14 protein-coding genes and 1 pseudogene are annotated in these 14,982 nt (G+C 63.9%); 5 read left to right on the forward strand and 10 right to left on the reverse strand.

What is annotated here, in order from left to right; translation table 11 throughout:
- Nucleotides 1-112: 112 nt before the first annotated feature.
- The 7 genes from UB31_RS09755 to UB31_RS09785 all read right to left on the reverse strand — a co-directional run bounded on the left by UB31_RS09755 (nucleotide 113) and on the right by UB31_RS09785 (nucleotide 7,137).
- A complete protein-coding gene (locus UB31_RS09755) occupies nucleotides 113-316 on the reverse strand; it encodes a hypothetical protein (RefSeq protein ID WP_045010700.1) in 204 nt (67 codons plus the stop codon).
- 117 nt (nucleotides 317-433) lie between these two features.
- Entirely contained in the window at nucleotides 434-1,405 is a 972-nt protein-coding gene (locus UB31_RS09760; RefSeq protein WP_045010701.1) for a Bug family tripartite tricarboxylate transporter substrate binding protein, read from the reverse strand.
- Nucleotides 1,406-1,462: 57 nt separating this feature from the next.
- Nucleotides 1,463-2,593: an iron-containing alcohol dehydrogenase gene (locus tag UB31_RS09765; protein ID WP_197090793.1), complete on the reverse strand. Its 1,131-nt coding sequence runs from the start codon at nucleotides 2,591-2,593 to the stop codon at nucleotides 1,463-1,465.
- 13 nt (nucleotides 2,594-2,606) lie between these two features.
- A complete protein-coding gene (gene pdxA, locus UB31_RS09770; protein WP_045010703.1) occupies nucleotides 2,607-3,644 on the reverse strand; it encodes a 4-hydroxythreonine-4-phosphate dehydrogenase PdxA in 1,038 nt (345 codons plus the stop codon).
- Entirely contained in the window at nucleotides 3,641-4,747 is a 1,107-nt protein-coding gene (locus UB31_RS09775; RefSeq protein ID WP_045010879.1) for a four-carbon acid sugar kinase family protein, read from the reverse strand. Before UB31_RS09775 ends, pdxA begins: the two co-directional genes overlap by 4 nt.
- Before the next feature lie 2 nt (nucleotides 4,748-4,749).
- The gene (locus UB31_RS09780; protein ID WP_045010704.1) at nucleotides 4,750-6,189 is read right to left on the reverse strand and encodes an FAD-binding oxidoreductase; all 1,440 of its coding nucleotides are present in this window, start codon (nucleotides 6,187-6,189) and stop codon (nucleotides 4,750-4,752) included.
- A 27-nt stretch (nucleotides 6,190-6,216) separates the two neighbouring features.
- Nucleotides 6,217-7,137, reverse strand: coding sequence for a dihydrodipicolinate synthase family protein (locus tag UB31_RS09785; RefSeq protein WP_045010705.1), 921 nt, complete (start codon nucleotides 7,135-7,137; stop codon nucleotides 6,217-6,219).
- Nucleotides 7,138-7,260: 123 nt separating this feature from the next.
- On the opposite strand from UB31_RS09785, the gene UB31_RS09790 reads away from it, so the two are divergent.
- Both UB31_RS09790 and UB31_RS09795 read left to right on the forward strand, forming a co-directional pair.
- On the forward strand, nucleotides 7,261-8,106 hold the full coding sequence (locus tag UB31_RS09790) for an IclR family transcriptional regulator (RefSeq protein ID WP_045010706.1): 846 nt from the start codon (nucleotides 7,261-7,263) through the stop codon (nucleotides 8,104-8,106).
- A 149-nt stretch (nucleotides 8,107-8,255) separates the two neighbouring features.
- Nucleotides 8,256-8,987, forward strand: coding sequence for a DUF3750 domain-containing protein (locus UB31_RS09795; protein WP_045010880.1), 732 nt, complete (start codon nucleotides 8,256-8,258; stop codon nucleotides 8,985-8,987).
- A gap of 3 nt (nucleotides 8,988-8,990) precedes the next feature.
- On the opposite strand, the pseudogene UB31_RS09800 reads toward UB31_RS09795, so the two are convergent.
- The 3 genes and pseudogenes from UB31_RS09800 to UB31_RS09810 all read right to left on the reverse strand — a co-directional run.
- Nucleotides 8,991-9,371 (reverse strand): annotated as a pseudogene (locus UB31_RS09800) (zinc-binding dehydrogenase); the annotation flags it as partial.
- 8 nt (nucleotides 9,372-9,379) lie between these two features.
- Nucleotides 9,380-10,285 carry a ribonuclease Z gene (gene rnz, locus UB31_RS09805; protein ID WP_045010707.1) on the reverse strand — a complete coding sequence of 302 codons (906 nt, stop codon included), beginning with the start codon at nucleotides 10,283-10,285 and terminating at the stop codon, nucleotides 9,380-9,382.
- 54 nt (nucleotides 10,286-10,339) lie between these two features.
- The gene (locus UB31_RS09810) at nucleotides 10,340-11,113 is read right to left on the reverse strand and encodes an alpha/beta fold hydrolase (RefSeq protein WP_045010708.1); all 774 of its coding nucleotides are present in this window, start codon (nucleotides 11,111-11,113) and stop codon (nucleotides 10,340-10,342) included.
- Nucleotides 11,114-11,267: 154 nt separating this feature from the next.
- Between UB31_RS09810 and UB31_RS09815 the strand changes: the two genes are divergently transcribed.
- From UB31_RS09815 to UB31_RS09825, 3 genes are all read left to right on the forward strand, one after another.
- On the forward strand, nucleotides 11,268-11,918 hold the full coding sequence (locus UB31_RS09815; protein ID WP_045010709.1) for a GntR family transcriptional regulator: 651 nt from the start codon (nucleotides 11,268-11,270) through the stop codon (nucleotides 11,916-11,918).
- Nucleotides 11,915-13,444 (forward strand): aldehyde dehydrogenase, encoded by a 1,530-nt coding sequence (locus UB31_RS09820; RefSeq protein ID WP_045010710.1) that lies wholly within the window; start codon nucleotides 11,915-11,917, stop codon nucleotides 13,442-13,444. The genes UB31_RS09815 and UB31_RS09820 overlap by 4 nt, the downstream gene beginning before the upstream one ends.
- 78 nt (nucleotides 13,445-13,522) lie before the next feature.
- Nucleotides 13,523-14,890 (forward strand): MFS transporter, encoded by a 1,368-nt coding sequence (locus UB31_RS09825; RefSeq protein WP_045010711.1) that lies wholly within the window; start codon nucleotides 13,523-13,525, stop codon nucleotides 14,888-14,890.
- Nucleotides 14,891-14,982 lie beyond the last annotated feature (92 nt).

Raw genomic sequence — 14,982 nt, forward strand, 5'->3', positions numbered from 1 at the left:
GTTTGGCGCAAATCACGGCTCAGGCGTGGCAGCTTTCTACCCGCTCGCCCCCGGGCTGGCAAGCACTGCAGTCACCGGCGCTGTTGATCGCCTCGCGGGGCTCAGAACACGTCTACTCCGGCGCAAGCGTCGCGAGCCCGGCTTCAATGATCGCTATTTCCTCGCTGAGCTGCGCAATGGCCTGGTTCGGGTCGATGCCAGTGACGGACGTCAGCTGCCGCAGCAGATCCTGCCGGTGCACCAACATGTCGTGAAGAGCATCGCGATCGTCGAGCCTCACATATCCTTCAACGATCAATTCGGCGGAACGGGACATTGCACTCTCAAAATGAAGTTAACCTCTGAACGCTGAGGATAACCCGAAAGCGCGGTTCTCCGAGAAAGATATGACGTAAACCTTGATGGGTAAGACTAACGCGCGGCCGCAGCACCCCTACTCCATCTTGATATTCGCGGCCTCGATCACCTTCTTCCACCGCTCCGTCTCGGAGGCGATGTAGGCCGCGAACGGCTCGGAATCGAGCGCGACGGCGACGGCGCCGAGCTCGGCCATCTTCTGCACCGTGTCCGGCTGCTGCATGAAGGCGCGGATCTCGGCCGAGAGCTTTTCAACGATCGGCTTCGGCGTGGCGGCGGGGACGAAGAAGCCGTGCCAGGCGACGGCCTCGAAGCCCGGCAGGAACTCGGCAACGGCGGGGACTTCCGGATCGAACGCGGCGCGTTTCGGCGTTGCAGTCGCGAGGATCGCGAGCTGCCCTGTCTTCACCTGCGGCAGCAGCAGCGGCACGTTGTCGAAGGCGAGATCGATCTGGCCGCTCAACAGATCCGTCAGCATCTGGCTCGAGCCCTTGTAGGGCACATGCACCATCTTGGTGCCGGTCATCTGCTGGAACAGCTCGCCGGCGAGATGCTGCGAGGTGCCGACACCGGCCGAGCCGAACGAGACCTTGTCCGGGTTCGCCTTCAGATAGGCGATCAGCTCGGGCACGGTCCGCGCCTTGATCTTGTCGGGGTTGACGACGAGCACGTTGGGCACGACGCTGATCTGGGCGACCGGCGCGAGATCCCTGTCCGGCTGGTAGCTGAGCTTCGGGCCGTACAGCGTCGGGTTGATCGCAAGCGCCGACGTGCTGGCAAGGCCCAGCGTGATGCCGTCGGGTGCCGACTTCGCCAGCCGCGTCACGCCGAGGATCGAGCCGGCGCCGCCGACATTCTCGACCACGAACGGTTTGCCGAACTTCATCTGCAAATGGTTGGAGACCATTCGGGCGAAGATATCCGCGGTGCCGCCGGCGGCGAAGGGAACGATCACTGTCACCTGCTTGGACGGATAGCCATCCTGCGCCTGCACCGGCGACGTTGCCAGCAGCAGTGCTGACGCAAGACCAAGCCACATCGATCTCATCGAAGCTTCCTCTATTTCACTGTGTTTTTGATTGGCTGCCGCAAGCAGCGGAACTGGCTAGAACGCGACCTCGTACATGTTGAGGATCGCATCCCGGCCAAGGTCGCGCGGGTTGTTGTCGAGCAGACGGCGAATGGCGTGCGCCTCGTCGGCCATCACGCCGAGATCACCTTTGGGCACGCCGAGCGCGGACAGCCGCATCTCGATGCCGAGGTTCTTGCAGAACTCATACGTCGCGTCGAAAGCAAGTTTCGGATCGTTGCGCTCAGACAGACCAAGCGCGCCCAGCACCGCGACCGTCTTCGCTTCGACCGCCGGCATGTTGAAGGCCAGTGTGTGCGGGAAGATCACGGCGCAGGCGAGCCCATGCGCCACGTGGTGGCGTGTGCCGAGCGGATAGGCCACGGCATGGCCGGCGGTCGTGTTCACGGGACCGAGGCAATACCCGCCATAGAGCGAGGCCAGGGAAAGACCGGCGCGCGCCTCACGATCGCTGCCGTCGGCGACCGCGCGCTTGAGGTAGCGCCCGACCAGCCGCGCGCCTTCGAGCGCATAGAGATCGATCGTCGGATGCGCCTTGCGGCTGGTATAGGCCTCGACGCAATGCGCCAATGCATCGACGCCGGTGGCCGCAGTCACCTCCTTCGGCACGGTCATGGTGAGATCGGGATCGACGATCGCGATATCGGCGAGCATGAAGCGGCTCTGCACTGCCTGCTTGTTCTGGCTGACGGGATCGGTGACCAGCGCGCGGGTGCCGGCTTCGCTGCCGGTGCCCGACGTGGTCGGAATCTGCATCAGCGCCACGCTGCGGCCGGCGACCTTCTCTGGCCCGACGATGTCCGCAAAGGCCACGTCGCTGGTGCAGAGCACCGCGACCAGCTTGGCGAGATCCATCGCGCTGCCGCCGCCAAAGCCGACGACGAGATCAGGCTTGACCTCTTTCGCCATCGCCACCGCCTTCTCGAGATTGGGCAGGTCGGGCTCGGGCTTGACGTCGCCGAACACCTTCACCGCGCCCCGCAGCCCCAGCGTGTCGACGCGGCGCGCATTGAAGGAGTCGGAAATCACCAGCGGCCGCTTGGCACCGATCCGCTCGGCGAAGCGCGCCGCAGCAGAGATCGTGCCGCAGCCGAACTCGAGCGTGGTGGGACGTTGGATTTCGATGGGCGTGAAGGCGTTGGTCATGGGTCGTTCGATCTCATGATTTGGAAGCGGCGGCGCCAGCGGCCAGCCGTTCGGCATAGTCGATGGCCTCGATCAGGCTGTGCTCATTGGCAATGCCCTTGCCGGCAATATCGAAGGCGGTGCCGTGATCGACGGAGGTGCGGATGATCGGCAGGCCCAGCGTGATGTTGACGCCGGAGAGCTCCTGCCACCGGCCGGTCGCGGGATCGACCTGGAAGCCGAGCAGTTTGACGGGAATGTGCCCCTGGTCGTGATACATCGCGACCACGGCATCGAACTGGCCGGCACGCAGCTTGACGAAGACGGTGTCGCCGGGCACCGGACCGACGATATCGAGACCATCGGCGACCGCTTTGGCGATCGTCGGCGCCGAGACGTCGATATCCTGCCGGCCGAACAGGCCGCCCTCGCCGGCATGCGGATTGAGCGCAGCAATCGCGATCTTGGGCTTGGCGATGCCGAGCCGCAGCAGCGCATCGTTGGTGAGGTCGATCACAAGGCGCAACCGCTCCGGGGTCAGACGTTTCGGCACGTCTTCCAGTGCGACATGGGTCGAAACATGGCTGACGCGCATGTTGCCATGGGCCAGCAGCATCACCGAGCCGCGCACGCCGGTGAGATGTGCGAGCATCTCGGTGTGGCCGGGGAAGTGATAGCCGGCTTTGTTGAGGGCCTCCTTGTTGAGCGGCGCCGTGACGATGGCCGAGGTCCGGCCTGCCTGCGTCAGCCGCACGCCCTGCTCGATCGCCTTGTAGGCAAAGCGTCCGCCATCCGCGCTCAGCACGCCGGGCTTGATCGGGTCACCCTCTGTGTCGGCTTGCAGGTAACAGAGGTTGGGCCATTCGCGATCATCGGCCTTCACTTCCGGAATCACAATGGCAGAACCAAGCGCGGCCTTCGCGCCGTCCAACGCCGCACCGCTGCCAATGACCAGCAGGCGCAGATCACCGCTCGCGATCCGGTCCTTCAGTCCGACGCAGGCCTTGACGATGATCTCCGGTCCTATCCCGGCAGGATCGCCCATGGTGATAGCAAGGTGACGAGAGGTCATATTGGAAGCTCCATTCTGAGCAGATGATTGTCCCGGAGCAAGTCCCGCCACAGCTCGCTGGGACCGAACGCACCGGATTTCGAGATGACGTCAACGCCGGCCCAGCGGCCGCCTTGCAGCACCGAGCGTGGCAATCCCGGCACGATACGTCCTGTCACCTGGAGCGCATGCGCACCAAGCGCAACGCATACGGCCTTCAGGGTCTCGCCGCCAGCGACGATCAAGGTGCCGGGCGGTTCGAGCGCCGCGATCAGCGCCGTCATTTCGCTTGCAATCCGCCGCGCAGCTTCGGCTCGCGACAGGCCGTCCGGAAGTGCGAATTGCACCAGTGCCACGCCATTGTCAGCCAGTTTGCGCAGAACCCTGGCGCCCCCCTCGCCTTCAACCAGCGCGACGGTGGCTTCGCCACATGCCGCGAGTTGGGAGGCCGTGGCGGGCTGGTCGGAGCCGAATAGGCCCAGCACTGGCCGCTTCAATTGCAGCGGTGCATCAGCACGATGATTGCGGGCGAGTGCACCGGCCAGGCCGCCACTCCCGCACCACAATACGGGCCCAGGCATTCGCCGCCCCATTTCGACGACGCGATCAAGACAGAGGTCGCTCTCGGCGTCGAACACTTGAACACCGCCTTGCAACAGCGTGTCAGCCCCATCCAGTCGCGCCTCGATGCCGTCCTGCTTCAATTGGTCCAGCAGATTGTCGCCGACGCGATGCCACTCGCCTCGCTGAGTCCGCGCGAATTGCTGGCCACCCGCGGTGCGGCGTCCCTGATAGTCGAAGGCGGGCGCGACAACACAAGATGCCCAGTGGCCGCTGCGCAGGCAGGCGCCGAGCTCGGCGGCCCACGCACCACGCAGGAGACTATCGACCTTCTTGTAGGCGATCGTCCCGCCGCGGAGCAGCGGCGCCAGCCGCCCGACGATCTCGACGCTCTCCGCTTTTGAGCGCTCACGTGTGCCACTGTCGATCGCCAGGCTCCGGGAGCTCGGCGTTGAAGATGCATCCGGCCAGGTGACGTCGAACGGCCCACACAGGCCGACGAACTCCGCCGCGGTGTCGAGCGCGCCGGTGAGATCGTCGGCAAGCAGGCGGACGCTCGTCATCGTCATGTTGCTCCTTTGCCAAAAATCTTGCCGGGATTCATTAGGCCGTTCGGATCGAGCAATCGCTTGATGCCGCGCATCAGCTCGATATCGAGGGGATCGACGACGCGGGCGAGCCGGCCGCAATTAGTGATCCCGATGCCATGCTCGGCGCTGATCGCCCCGCCCTGCGCTGCGGTCTCGTCATCGACGATCTCGTTGATCTCGGCCACCAGCCTGGCGGTCGCATCCGGGTCCTGGCAACGCGCCCGGTCGATCAGGGCTACGACGTGGATGTTGCCGTCGCCGATATGGCCGTGCATCGCGACGTTGGCATGCGGCACGGCCGCCTTGATCCGGGCCTCGACATTGGTGACGAAGGCCGCCTGGCGCTCCAGCGGAACAACGCTGTCATGCGACACCACATAACCGCTGCGCTTGTTGCCTTCGGACACGCTGTGACGGACCGCCCAGATCGCTTTCGCTTGCGAAAGGTTAGAGGCAAGTATCGCATCTTCGGCGAGCCCCGCCTCCATCGCGTCCGCAAGCACCGTGGCCAGTGGCTCGTTGAGGTCGACGCCGGCGAGCGTGTCGGTCAACTCGACGATCAGATACCACGGCGTCGTCAGCGCGAAGGGAACGGTCACGTGCGGCACGGTCGCGGCGATCGCCTCGATCTGCGAGCGCGACATGATCTCGAGGCTGCCGAGCCGGTCGCCGACTGCGCCGCGTAGACGCTGCATGATCTCGAGCGCTTGCTCGACGCCCTGCAATTTCAGCAGCGCCAGCGCCGAGCTGCGCGGCGGCGCAAATAGTTTCAGCACCGCCGCGGTGACGATGCCGAGCGTTCCTTCCGCGCCGATGAAAAGCTGCTTGAGCGCGTAGCCGGTGCTGTCCTTGCGCAGCGCGCGCAGGCCGTTGAAGACGCGGCCGTCCGGCAGCACGACCTCGAGCCCGAGCACAAGATCGCGCGTCGGCCCATAGCGCAGCACGGCGGTGCCGCCGGCATTGGTCGAGATGTTGCCGCCGATCTGGCAGGAGCCTTCGGCACCCAAGCTCAGGGGGAAATAGCGATCCACGGCCTTCGCCGCATCCTGCACCTCGGCGAGAATGCAGCCGGCCTCCACCGTGATCGTGTTCGCAAGCGGGCTGACGTCACGCACGGCCCGCATGCGGTCGAGCCGGATCACGACATTGCCCGCGCGATCGTCCGGCGTCGCGGCGCCGCACATGCCGGTGTTGCCGCCCTGCGGCACGATCGCGAGCCGCCTCTCTCCGCAATATTCGACGATCGCCGCAACCTCGGCAGTCGAGCCGGGCTTCACCACCGCAACCGCACGACCGTGATAGCGACCGCGCCAATCCACCACATAGGGTTCCTGATCGGGCCCGGATGCAATGACGTGTTTGTCGCCGACAACAGCGGCGAGCCCGGTCAACGCATCCTCGAAAGAATCGGACATCTGATCGCCTCGTCGTCCGCACCCAGCCTACACAGCGGCCGCGAATGCGGCAGCACTCGCGAGCAGTTCTTTCACCTGAGCTGACGGCAGGAACTCCAGCGGCGGCCGCAGGCGCTGCCATCCGGCATGGCCGGTGCGTTCGGCAACCAGCGCCTTCAGGGAGGCCATCTGCGCGAAGCGCGAGACCAGCTCGCGCGCGCTCACGATGCGCGCCTGTGCCGCCTTGAGCGCCGCGTCGTCATCGCTGTCGCGAAAGTGCTTGTAGACATAGGCGAGGTCGCGCGCGATGAGATTGGAGGTCGCGGTGATGCAGCCCGCCCCGCCCTTGCGCAGCAGCGGCAACAGCAGCGGATCTGCGCCGACCAGCACGGCAAAGCCCGGGAAGCGTTCGACCATCGCGGTCATGTTGGCGAAGTCGCCGGATGAGTCCTTGATGCCGACGAAGGTGGCCGGATACGCCGCGCGCAACCGCTCGATCAGCGCGTGCGAGATCGGCTGCGCCGACATTTGCGGAATGTGATAGAGCACGATCTTGAGCCGCGCGTTGCCGATGCGCTGCACGACTTCGCTGTAGGACGCATAGACGCCATCATCGGTGACGCCCTTGTAGTAGAACGGCGGCAGCATCACCACGGTGTCGACGCCAACCGAGAGCGCGTGGCGCGTAAGCGCGATGGTCTCGGTGAGCGCAGCGACACCGGTGCCGGGGAGAAGCCGCTGCGGCGCGATGCCGGCAGCCACCACCGCCTCGAGCAGTGCGGTGCGCTCGGCAGCCGAGAAGGAGTTCGCCTCTCCCGTGGTGCCGAGGAGCGCGATGCCGTCACAGCCTTCGTCCAACAAGTAGCGGCAATGCGCGACGAAACGCGCATGATCGGGGACAAGCTCGGCGTCGAGCGGCGTCAACGCGGCGGAGAACACGCCATGAGGGTGCAGCGATGATGTCGACAAACTTCCTCCGATCGTCAAATCGATATTGTTCGGAATGCGAACATTTGTTATGATCTGACACGTTGGTAAGATCAGCCTGCCGCCGCGTCAAGGGTGACAGCTGTCATGGCAGGACATTCAGGCATGGCCAAGGTCGAAAAGAAGGCCCCAAAGCGCGCAGCGGAAACGCCCCCGAAAGAACCTAAGACCAATCCAAAGAACTATGTCGCTTCTGTCGGCAAAGCCTTCGCCGTGCTCAAGAGTTTCACCAGCGAGCACTTCGAGCTCACCTTGAGTGAAGTTGCCGCACAGGCCGATCTCGATCGTGGCACGGCTTTCCGGCTGATCCAGACACTGATCGAGCTCGGCTATCTCCAGGCCGTTCCGCAAAGCCGCCGGTTCCGCCTCGGTGTTGCCTGTCTCGACCTCGGCTACACCGTGCTGTCGCACGGATCGTTGCGGACCATCGTCGAGCCGCTGCTGCGCGACCTCGTGCCTGATGTGGGCGATGCGGCGTCGCTCGGCATCCTCGACGGCGGCGACGTGATTTATCTCGCGCGCGTCGGCGCGGGCCTCGATCGCCACAAGATGGATCGCCGGCCGGGCTCGCGGATTCCCGCCTACAGTGCCGCCCTCGGCCATGCCATGCTGGCGCATCTCGCTCGCGACGAGCAGATCCGGCGGCTGGACGCGCGGCCCCGCGTCAAATTGTCAGAACGAACGCTGACCGATCTCGACGCCCTGCTCGACCGGCTCGATCTCGTGAAGCGGAAAGGCCATGCCGTCTCCGACGGCGAAAACGCCTATGGCCTGCGCACGCTCGCGACGCCAATTCTCGACGCCCAAGGCCTCGTAATCGCGGGATTGAGTGTCACCGTGGACGCCATGCGCATGGACCTGCCCACCTTTCGCGACGAGGCGCTGCCGCGGCTGATGCAGGTGACGAGCCAGGTGCAGGAGCTTGCAATCAAGTCGGGATTGTCGAACTGAGTACGTCTTCGCCAAAATGTGATCACGACGGCGGCGGGCCTGATCGAAGCTGGATGATCCGCGCTCCCAGACGTCATTGCACGAGAGCTCTTGAGAACTATATCGTCATGGTTCGCCTCCCGAAGTTCGATCTTCCCTTGAGAAAAGCAGTGCTCACGTTCCTTCTGCTCGTATTCGTGCCGATCGGCGTGTCGGCGGCGCGGTATTACTGGGTCGGAGACGGTCGCAGCAACTGGCAGACGGCGGACCGGTCGAGCGCGGGCCTGTTGCCACCGGCCACGTCCAATCCCGACGCCCTGATCCGAATTTACGCTGCGCGTACCGTGCGATGGCGCAGCATATTTGCTGTCCACACGTGGATCGTCGTCAAGGAAAAGGATGCCGCCAGCTACAGCCGTTACGACTACACCGCATGGGGCGAACCGATCCGGAGCAACGGCTTTGCGCCCGACGGCCGGTGGTTCGGAGCCACGCCGGAAACCATCGTGGCCGTTGATGGCCCAAGTGCCGAAGCCCTTATTCCGAAGATGCGGCACGTCATCGAGAACTACAAATTTCGCACCTATGGTGACTACAGCGCCTGGCCCGGACCGAATTCGAACACCTTCGTTCAAGCCGCGTTGGATGCCGTGCCCGAACTTCGCGCGGTGCTGCCACCGACTGCGATCGGCAAAGACTATCCCTATTCCGGACGATGGTTCGGGCTGACCGCCTCGAGAACCGGCTTCTATGCCTCGCTCTCGGGTTATCTCGGGCTGACGTTCGGCTGGGTGGAAGGTCTTGAGATCAACTTCTTTGGCGCCGTGCTTGGCCTCGACCTCCGGCGCCCTGCCATAAAGCTCCCAGGCATCGGCCGCCTTGGTGTGGCGGCCGGCTTGTAAGGCCTACAACTTCACAACGACCTTGCCGAAATGTGAGCCGGTCCGGAGATAGGCATACGCTTCGGGGACCTCGTCGAAGCCGTACACCCGATCGACGATCGGGTGTATCGCGTTGTCGATCAGGAAACGATTCATGGCAGAGAAATGTTCGCTCAATCCGACGGTGACCCCAATGATGTCGGCGTTCTCCCACTGCAGGCGCGCGAGATCCGGCTTCGGGCCGAACCCTGTCAAAACACCGATCTGGACGATCTTGCCACCCGAAGCGACCGATCGCAGCGATCGGTCATAGGTGCCGGGACCGCCGAGCTCGAGGATGTGACTCGCGCCTTCGCCATCCGTCGCCTTCATCAGGGCGGCATCCCAATCAGGAGTGTCGCGATAGATCGCGGCTAGACGATAACGCGATCGAAGTCGGCGGCGATCCTGGTGTTCGGAAAGATCTTTGCCGCCTCGGCTAGAATTTCTTCATCCTGATAGCGCCCCGAGAGATGGGTCAGCACGAGCTGCTTGACGTTGTTGGCGGCCGCAAAGGACGCCGCCTCTGCCGCGGTGAGATGGCCGTAGTCCCGCGCGGTCGATGCGTCACGATCGAGGAAGGTCGCTTCGATCACCAACATGTCGGCGTCGGCGACGTATTTTGACAACCCCTCGGTGGTTTCGGTGTCGCCGATCACCACGAGCTTCCTGCCGCCGCTTGGCGGCCCCAGAACATCCTCCGGATCGATCGTTCGGCCGTCTTCAATCACGACCGGCCGCCCTGCGGCCAATTCTCCGCGCATGGGACCATCCGGGACACCAAGCGCCGCGAGGAGATCGGACCGAAGATGACGGCGGGCGGGGCTTTGAAAAGCGAAACCAAAACTGTCGGTATCGCGATGGCGGACCGGAAAGCAGTCGACGGTGAATTCACCGGCGTCGACGACCTGTCCTTCAGCCAAAGCTGCGAACTCCACCGGGATCGGCGCCCTGCCCGCGCCCCACAGGCCAGCGAGCATTCGGACCACGATATCGAGCGTGCCAGGCCCGGCGTGGATGGTCATCACGTCGGAGTTCTGCCGCAACCCCAGCGTCGAGAAGAGTCCGGGGATGCCGAGCACGTGATCGAAATGGCCGTGCGTCAGCAGGATGCGATCAAGCCGCCGAAAACCGGCACCGCTGCGCAGCAACTGGCGCTGCGTGCCCTCGCCGCAATCAATCAGGATGCGGCTGCCTGCCGCCTCCACGAGAAGGGCCGGATGGTTGCGCTCCGCGGACGGAACGCTGGCCGAGGTCCCGAGAAATGTCAGGGCGAACATTGTCTTCTCTTTTGCGAGGCCGGGGAGCTTATCCGCCTTATACGGCCTGCGAGCTCAGAGCAGAAAGTCCTTCACCGCATCGAGAAATTGTCTTGGCGATTGAAGCTGGGGCACGTGCGCGCAACCCGGAATGATCTTGAGTTCGGCGTGCGGTAATCCAGCCGCCAGCTCATGCGACATCGGCGGAGGCGTCGCTTCATCGTGCTCGCCGACCAGGACGAGCACCGGGACTTTCACCCCGACAAGCTCAGCGCGGAGATCGAGTCCAGCCAACGCGTCGCAGGCGGCGCAAAACACGGTCGGATCGGTCCGCAGAAAGGCTTCACGCCGCCCCTGCATCAGTTCGGGATGCTGCTCTTGAAAGTCGGGAGCGAATAGACGTCGCATCGCGACATCCGTGATTGCCGCCAGTCCTTTCTCCCGAGACACTCTCGACATGGTGCGAAAGGCCTCGCGGCCGGGCTCCGAGAACGTCGCGCCGCAATCGGCGAGAACGAGCTTGCTGGCGATCTCGGGGTGACGGATCGCCATCTGCAAGGCGACGAAGCCGCCATAGCCATTGCCGAGCACGATCGCCGACGCGCCGCCCGCAGCGTCCTTCACGGCCTCTGCCATCCGGTCCGCGACCGCGACAAGTCCGCCTTCCACTGCGTGCGAGCGGCCAAAACCCGGCAGCTCCGGCACGATGGTCCGAAACGATTTCTCAAGCTCAGGCACGATCGCGTCGAAACTCGCACGATCCGACAACAACGAGTGGAACAGGAAAAGCGGCGGCCCTTCGCCCGATTGCGCTGCGTTGACGGTGCCGTTGGCAAGAAGCCTGTCCATGTCCGGTCTTTCTCGTACTGCGTCGGTCGGATCACGCACAACTGCGTACCCTGGCAGTTAGATTGATAAATCAAATCGCCGGGAATTCAAGCATTTGGCACTTGACGTGATATATCACGACTGGAATATTAACGGCATGGAGTGACCAAAAAACATGCTTTTGCGCGAGAATATCTATGATCTTCTCAGGACTGATATTTTAGCCTGCCGCTTCGCACCGGGCGATGAAATGCGCGAGCAGGACTTGGCCGAGCGTTATGAGGTGAGCCGGCAACCGGTTCGGGATGCGCTTTTGCGGCTCCAGCGCGAGCACCTCGTCACGGTGCAGCCGCGCCAGGGCTATCGGGTCACGCCGATCTCGCTCTCCGACGCCCGCGACCTCCTGCGCTTCCGTCTTGCGCTGGAACCTGCCTGTGTCGCTGAAGCGATCGAGAGCGCCCCCGACAGCGTTTTGAAATCGCTCGACCAATTTCGCCGCTTCTCCGGCAGCCATGAGGACTTCATCACCTACAACCGCGGCTTCCACACCGCGCTCGCAAACGCGTCCGGCAACCGCCGCATGGCGACGGCGTTGTGCGACCTGATCGGCCAGGCCGACCGGCTGGTCCGCGTCAGCGTCTCCAATCTCAGGGGCCACGACCCGGCCAAGCTCGTCGCCGAGCACGTTGCGTTGATCGAGGCCATGCAGAGCCGCGAGGCGCGAACCGCGGCGCGCATCATCAAGGCCCACATCGGGGCCACCGAGAAACGCGTGCTGCCGGCGCTCAAGCGCAACGCCGTCATCGTCGAAGAGAGGTCATCATGAACATTCCGTCGAAGCCTGCGTCCATCGGCGTAGAAATCCATGGCAACTTCATCGATGGACGTGAAGTCGAAGCCGGCAACGGCACGATGCTGGACGTCCGCAATCCCGCGACCGGCGACGTGATCGCCCGCATCCCCAATTCGACCACTGAGGACATCGATCGCGCCATGAAGAGTGCGCGTGCGGCGTTCGAAGGCAAAGCCTGGGGCGGCATGGACACGCGCGCACGTGCCAGACTGGTCAACAAGCTTGCCGATGCCTTCGAGGCTAATCTCGACAGCCTCTACCGGCTGGAGACCCTCAACAATGGCCGGCCGATCAACGAGACCCGCGCGCAGCTCTCCCGCCTACCCGATTTCTTCCGTTACTTTGCCGGCGTTGCGCTGGCGCGCCGCGACTCCGTAATCCCTGTCGAAGGCGCCTATCTGAACTACACGCTCCGCACCCCCATCGGCATCGTCGCCAATTGCACGCCGTTCAATCATCCGCTGATGATCCTGTGCAAGTCGCTCGCCGTGGTGCTGGCGACCGGATGCGTCATCGTGGTCAAGCCGTCCGAATACACCCCGCTGACAACACTGAAGCTCGCGCAGATCTTCACCGAAGCTGGCCTTCCGCCCGGCGTCTTCAATATCGTGCTGGGATTAGGCCAGAGCGCCGGCAAGATGCTGGCCGAGCATGGCGATATCAACAAGCTGGTCCTGACCGGCGGCACCGAGGCTGGCCGCATCGCCGGCAGCGCGGCCGCAAAAGTGTTTGCGCACCAGACCATGGAGCTTGGTGGCAAGACGCCGGTGATGGTGTTCGACGATTTCGACGTCGACCGCGCCGTGAACTACGCCGCGTTCGGTGCTTTCATCGGCGCTGGACAGACCTGCGTCTGCGCCTCGCGCCATATCGTTCAGGCCACGATCTACGACGAATTCGTCGAGAAGCTGAAGGCCAAGACCCGCACGATCCGCATCGGCGATCCCTTCGATCCGAACACGCAACTGGGGCCGGTGATCTCGGCCCGGCAGCGCGACCGCGTTCTCACCTATACGGGCTACGGTCACGAAGACGGCGCGCGTCTTATCACCGGAGGCATTGCTGCGAAGGTGCCCGGCCACGACAACGGCTATTTCGTCGAACCGACGGTCTTTTCCGACGTCACGTCCGACATGCGCATCTTCCAGGAGGAAGTGTTTGGTCCCTTCACCTCGGTGACGCCGTTCAGGGACGAGGCCGATGCGCTGCGCCTTGCCAACAATTCGCCCTTCGGCCTCGCCGCGGCCATCCGCACCCGCGACGTTGCGCGCGCCCATCGTGTCGCCGCGGCTGTGAAGGCCGGCATCGTCTGGGTCAACGACCACCACCGGCTCGACCCGGCATCGCCCTGGGGCGGCGTCGACGATTCCGGCATCGGCCGCGAGTGCGGCACCGAAAGCTTCGACGACCACTTCAACACCAAGAGCGTGATGGTCGCGACCCACGAACAGCCGTTCGACTGGTATCGCGACACGGCCAGCCAAAAGCGGCTGAACTGACAAAAAATTTCAAGCGGCAGATCGCCCCTAGAGAAGGCGGGCCGCATCGACGGGGATAACAGTCAAGGGAGAGCGTCAATGTCGACATCGGTGAACGCAGGCGGCCGTCTTGATCGGCTTCCGGTCGGACCATTCCATCGCCGCATCATGCTGCTGATCGGCATCGGCATGTTCTTCGACGGTTTCGACATCTACATCGCCGGGACCGTGCTCAGCGTGACGCTGAAGACCGGATTTTCGACACTCGCCCAGAACGCGGCTTTCATCTCCGCGACCTTCGTCGGCATGATGCTGGGATCGTTCGGCACCGGCTTCCTCGGCGATCGTTACGGACGCCGCTTTACCTACCAATTCAATTTGCTCCTTTTCGGCATCGCTTCGCTCGCTGCGGCGTTCGCGCCGGACATGGCCTTCCTCATCGCCTGCCGCTTCGTGATGGGCGTCGGGTTAGGTGCCGAGAACGTCGTCGGCTATTCGACCATGACTGAATTCGTGCCCGCGCGCACGCGCGGCAAATGGCTCGGCCTCATGGCTGTTTGCGTCGTGACGGGCTTGCCCGTGGCGCTGCTGGTCGCATCCGTGCTCGTACCGCAGTTTGGCTGGCGCTCCATGTTCATTCTCGGCGGCATCGGCGCGCTGATCGTGTGGTACATGCGCAAATCGTTGCCGGAATCGCCGCGCTGGCTGGAAGCCGTGGGACGCACCGCTGAGGCGGAAACTCTCATGCAGGCCATCGAGAAGGAGGCGGCCCAGGGTCAGCCCTTGCCTGCGCCTGCCGCGATGGCGCCGGTGCCGGTATCCCCCGATCTCGGCACGTTGTTCACCGCGCCGCTGCTGTCGCGGATGATCGTCGGCGCCGTCTGCCTGATCACGATCAACACCCTGCTCTATGGCTTTGTGACCTGGCTGCCCGTGTTCTTCGTCAAGCAAGGCCTCTCGATCGCAACGTCCTTCGGCTATTCGCTGCTGATGGCGCTCGGCGCGCCGATCGGCTCGGGCATCGGCGCATTGACCGCCGACCGCTGGGGCCGGAAACCGACCATCATCGGCGCGTCCCTGATCACGGTGGCGTTGGGTATCCTCTACCCCATGATCTCCGATCCGATCCTGCTGCCGGCCGTGGGCTTCGCCTTGACCGTGCCGATCTACGTCCTGGTCGCACTCCTGTTCGGCATCTACATTCCCGAGCTGTTTCCGACCGAGGTGCGCCTGCGCGCCTCCGGCATCGTCAACACGCTGGGGCGCGGCGCCACGATCGTCACACCGTTCCTCGTCGTGTCGCTCTTTGAATCGCGCGGCGTGGCAGGCGTCATGGCGCTGATGATTGGACTGCTGGTGGTGCAGATCATCACGGTGTGGGCGCTCGGCATCGAGCCCCGGCATCGCAGCCTCGAAGAGCTCAAGGCCGAGGAAAACGCTTCGCCGGTCTTGAGTGAAGCTTCGTGAGGATATCTCTGGTCTTTGCTCAACGCTGATCGCACTGCCCGGCGCTCCGATGCCTGCATCGGGGCGTCGTTTTTTGCCAGGCAGATTGATCG

Origin of the sequence: Bradyrhizobium sp. LTSP849, from assembly GCF_000938255.1 — a bacterium.
Lineage (GTDB): Bacteria > Pseudomonadota > Alphaproteobacteria > Rhizobiales > Xanthobacteraceae > Bradyrhizobium.

Bases quoted from the DNA above. Each gene is read 5' to 3' on its own strand.
- UB31_RS09820 (WP_045010710.1), top strand. From the start codon at position 11,915: ATGAACATTCCGTCGAAGCCTGCGTCCATCGGCGTAGAAATCCATGGC.
- UB31_RS09775 (WP_045010879.1), bottom strand. From the start codon at position 4,747: ATGACGAGCGTCCGCCTGCTTGCCGACGATCTCACCGGCGCGCTCGAC.
- UB31_RS09760 (WP_045010701.1), bottom strand. From the start codon at position 1,405: ATGAGATCGATGTGGCTTGGTCTTGCGTCAGCACTGCTGCTGGCAACG.
- UB31_RS09815 (WP_045010709.1), top strand. From the start codon at position 11,268: ATGCTTTTGCGCGAGAATATCTATGATCTTCTCAGGACTGATATTTTA.
- UB31_RS09755 (WP_045010700.1), bottom strand. From the start codon at position 316: ATGTCCCGTTCCGCCGAATTGATCGTTGAAGGATATGTGAGGCTCGAC.
- UB31_RS09810 (WP_045010708.1), bottom strand. From the start codon at position 11,113: ATGGACAGGCTTCTTGCCAACGGCACCGTCAACGCAGCGCAATCGGGC.
- UB31_RS09780 (WP_045010704.1), bottom strand. From the start codon at position 6,189: ATGTCCGATTCTTTCGAGGATGCGTTGACCGGGCTCGCCGCTGTTGTC.
- rnz (WP_045010707.1), bottom strand. From the start codon at position 10,285: ATGTTCGCCCTGACATTTCTCGGGACCTCGGCCAGCGTTCCGTCCGCG.
- UB31_RS09825 (WP_045010711.1), top strand. From the start codon at position 13,523: ATGTCGACATCGGTGAACGCAGGCGGCCGTCTTGATCGGCTTCCGGTC.
- pdxA (WP_045010703.1), bottom strand. From the start codon at position 3,644: ATGACCTCTCGTCACCTTGCTATCACCATGGGCGATCCTGCCGGGATA.
- UB31_RS09790 (WP_045010706.1), top strand. From the start codon at position 7,261: ATGGCCAAGGTCGAAAAGAAGGCCCCAAAGCGCGCAGCGGAAACGCCC.
- UB31_RS09765 (WP_197090793.1), bottom strand. From the start codon at position 2,593: ATGACCAACGCCTTCACGCCCATCGAAATCCAACGTCCCACCACGCTC.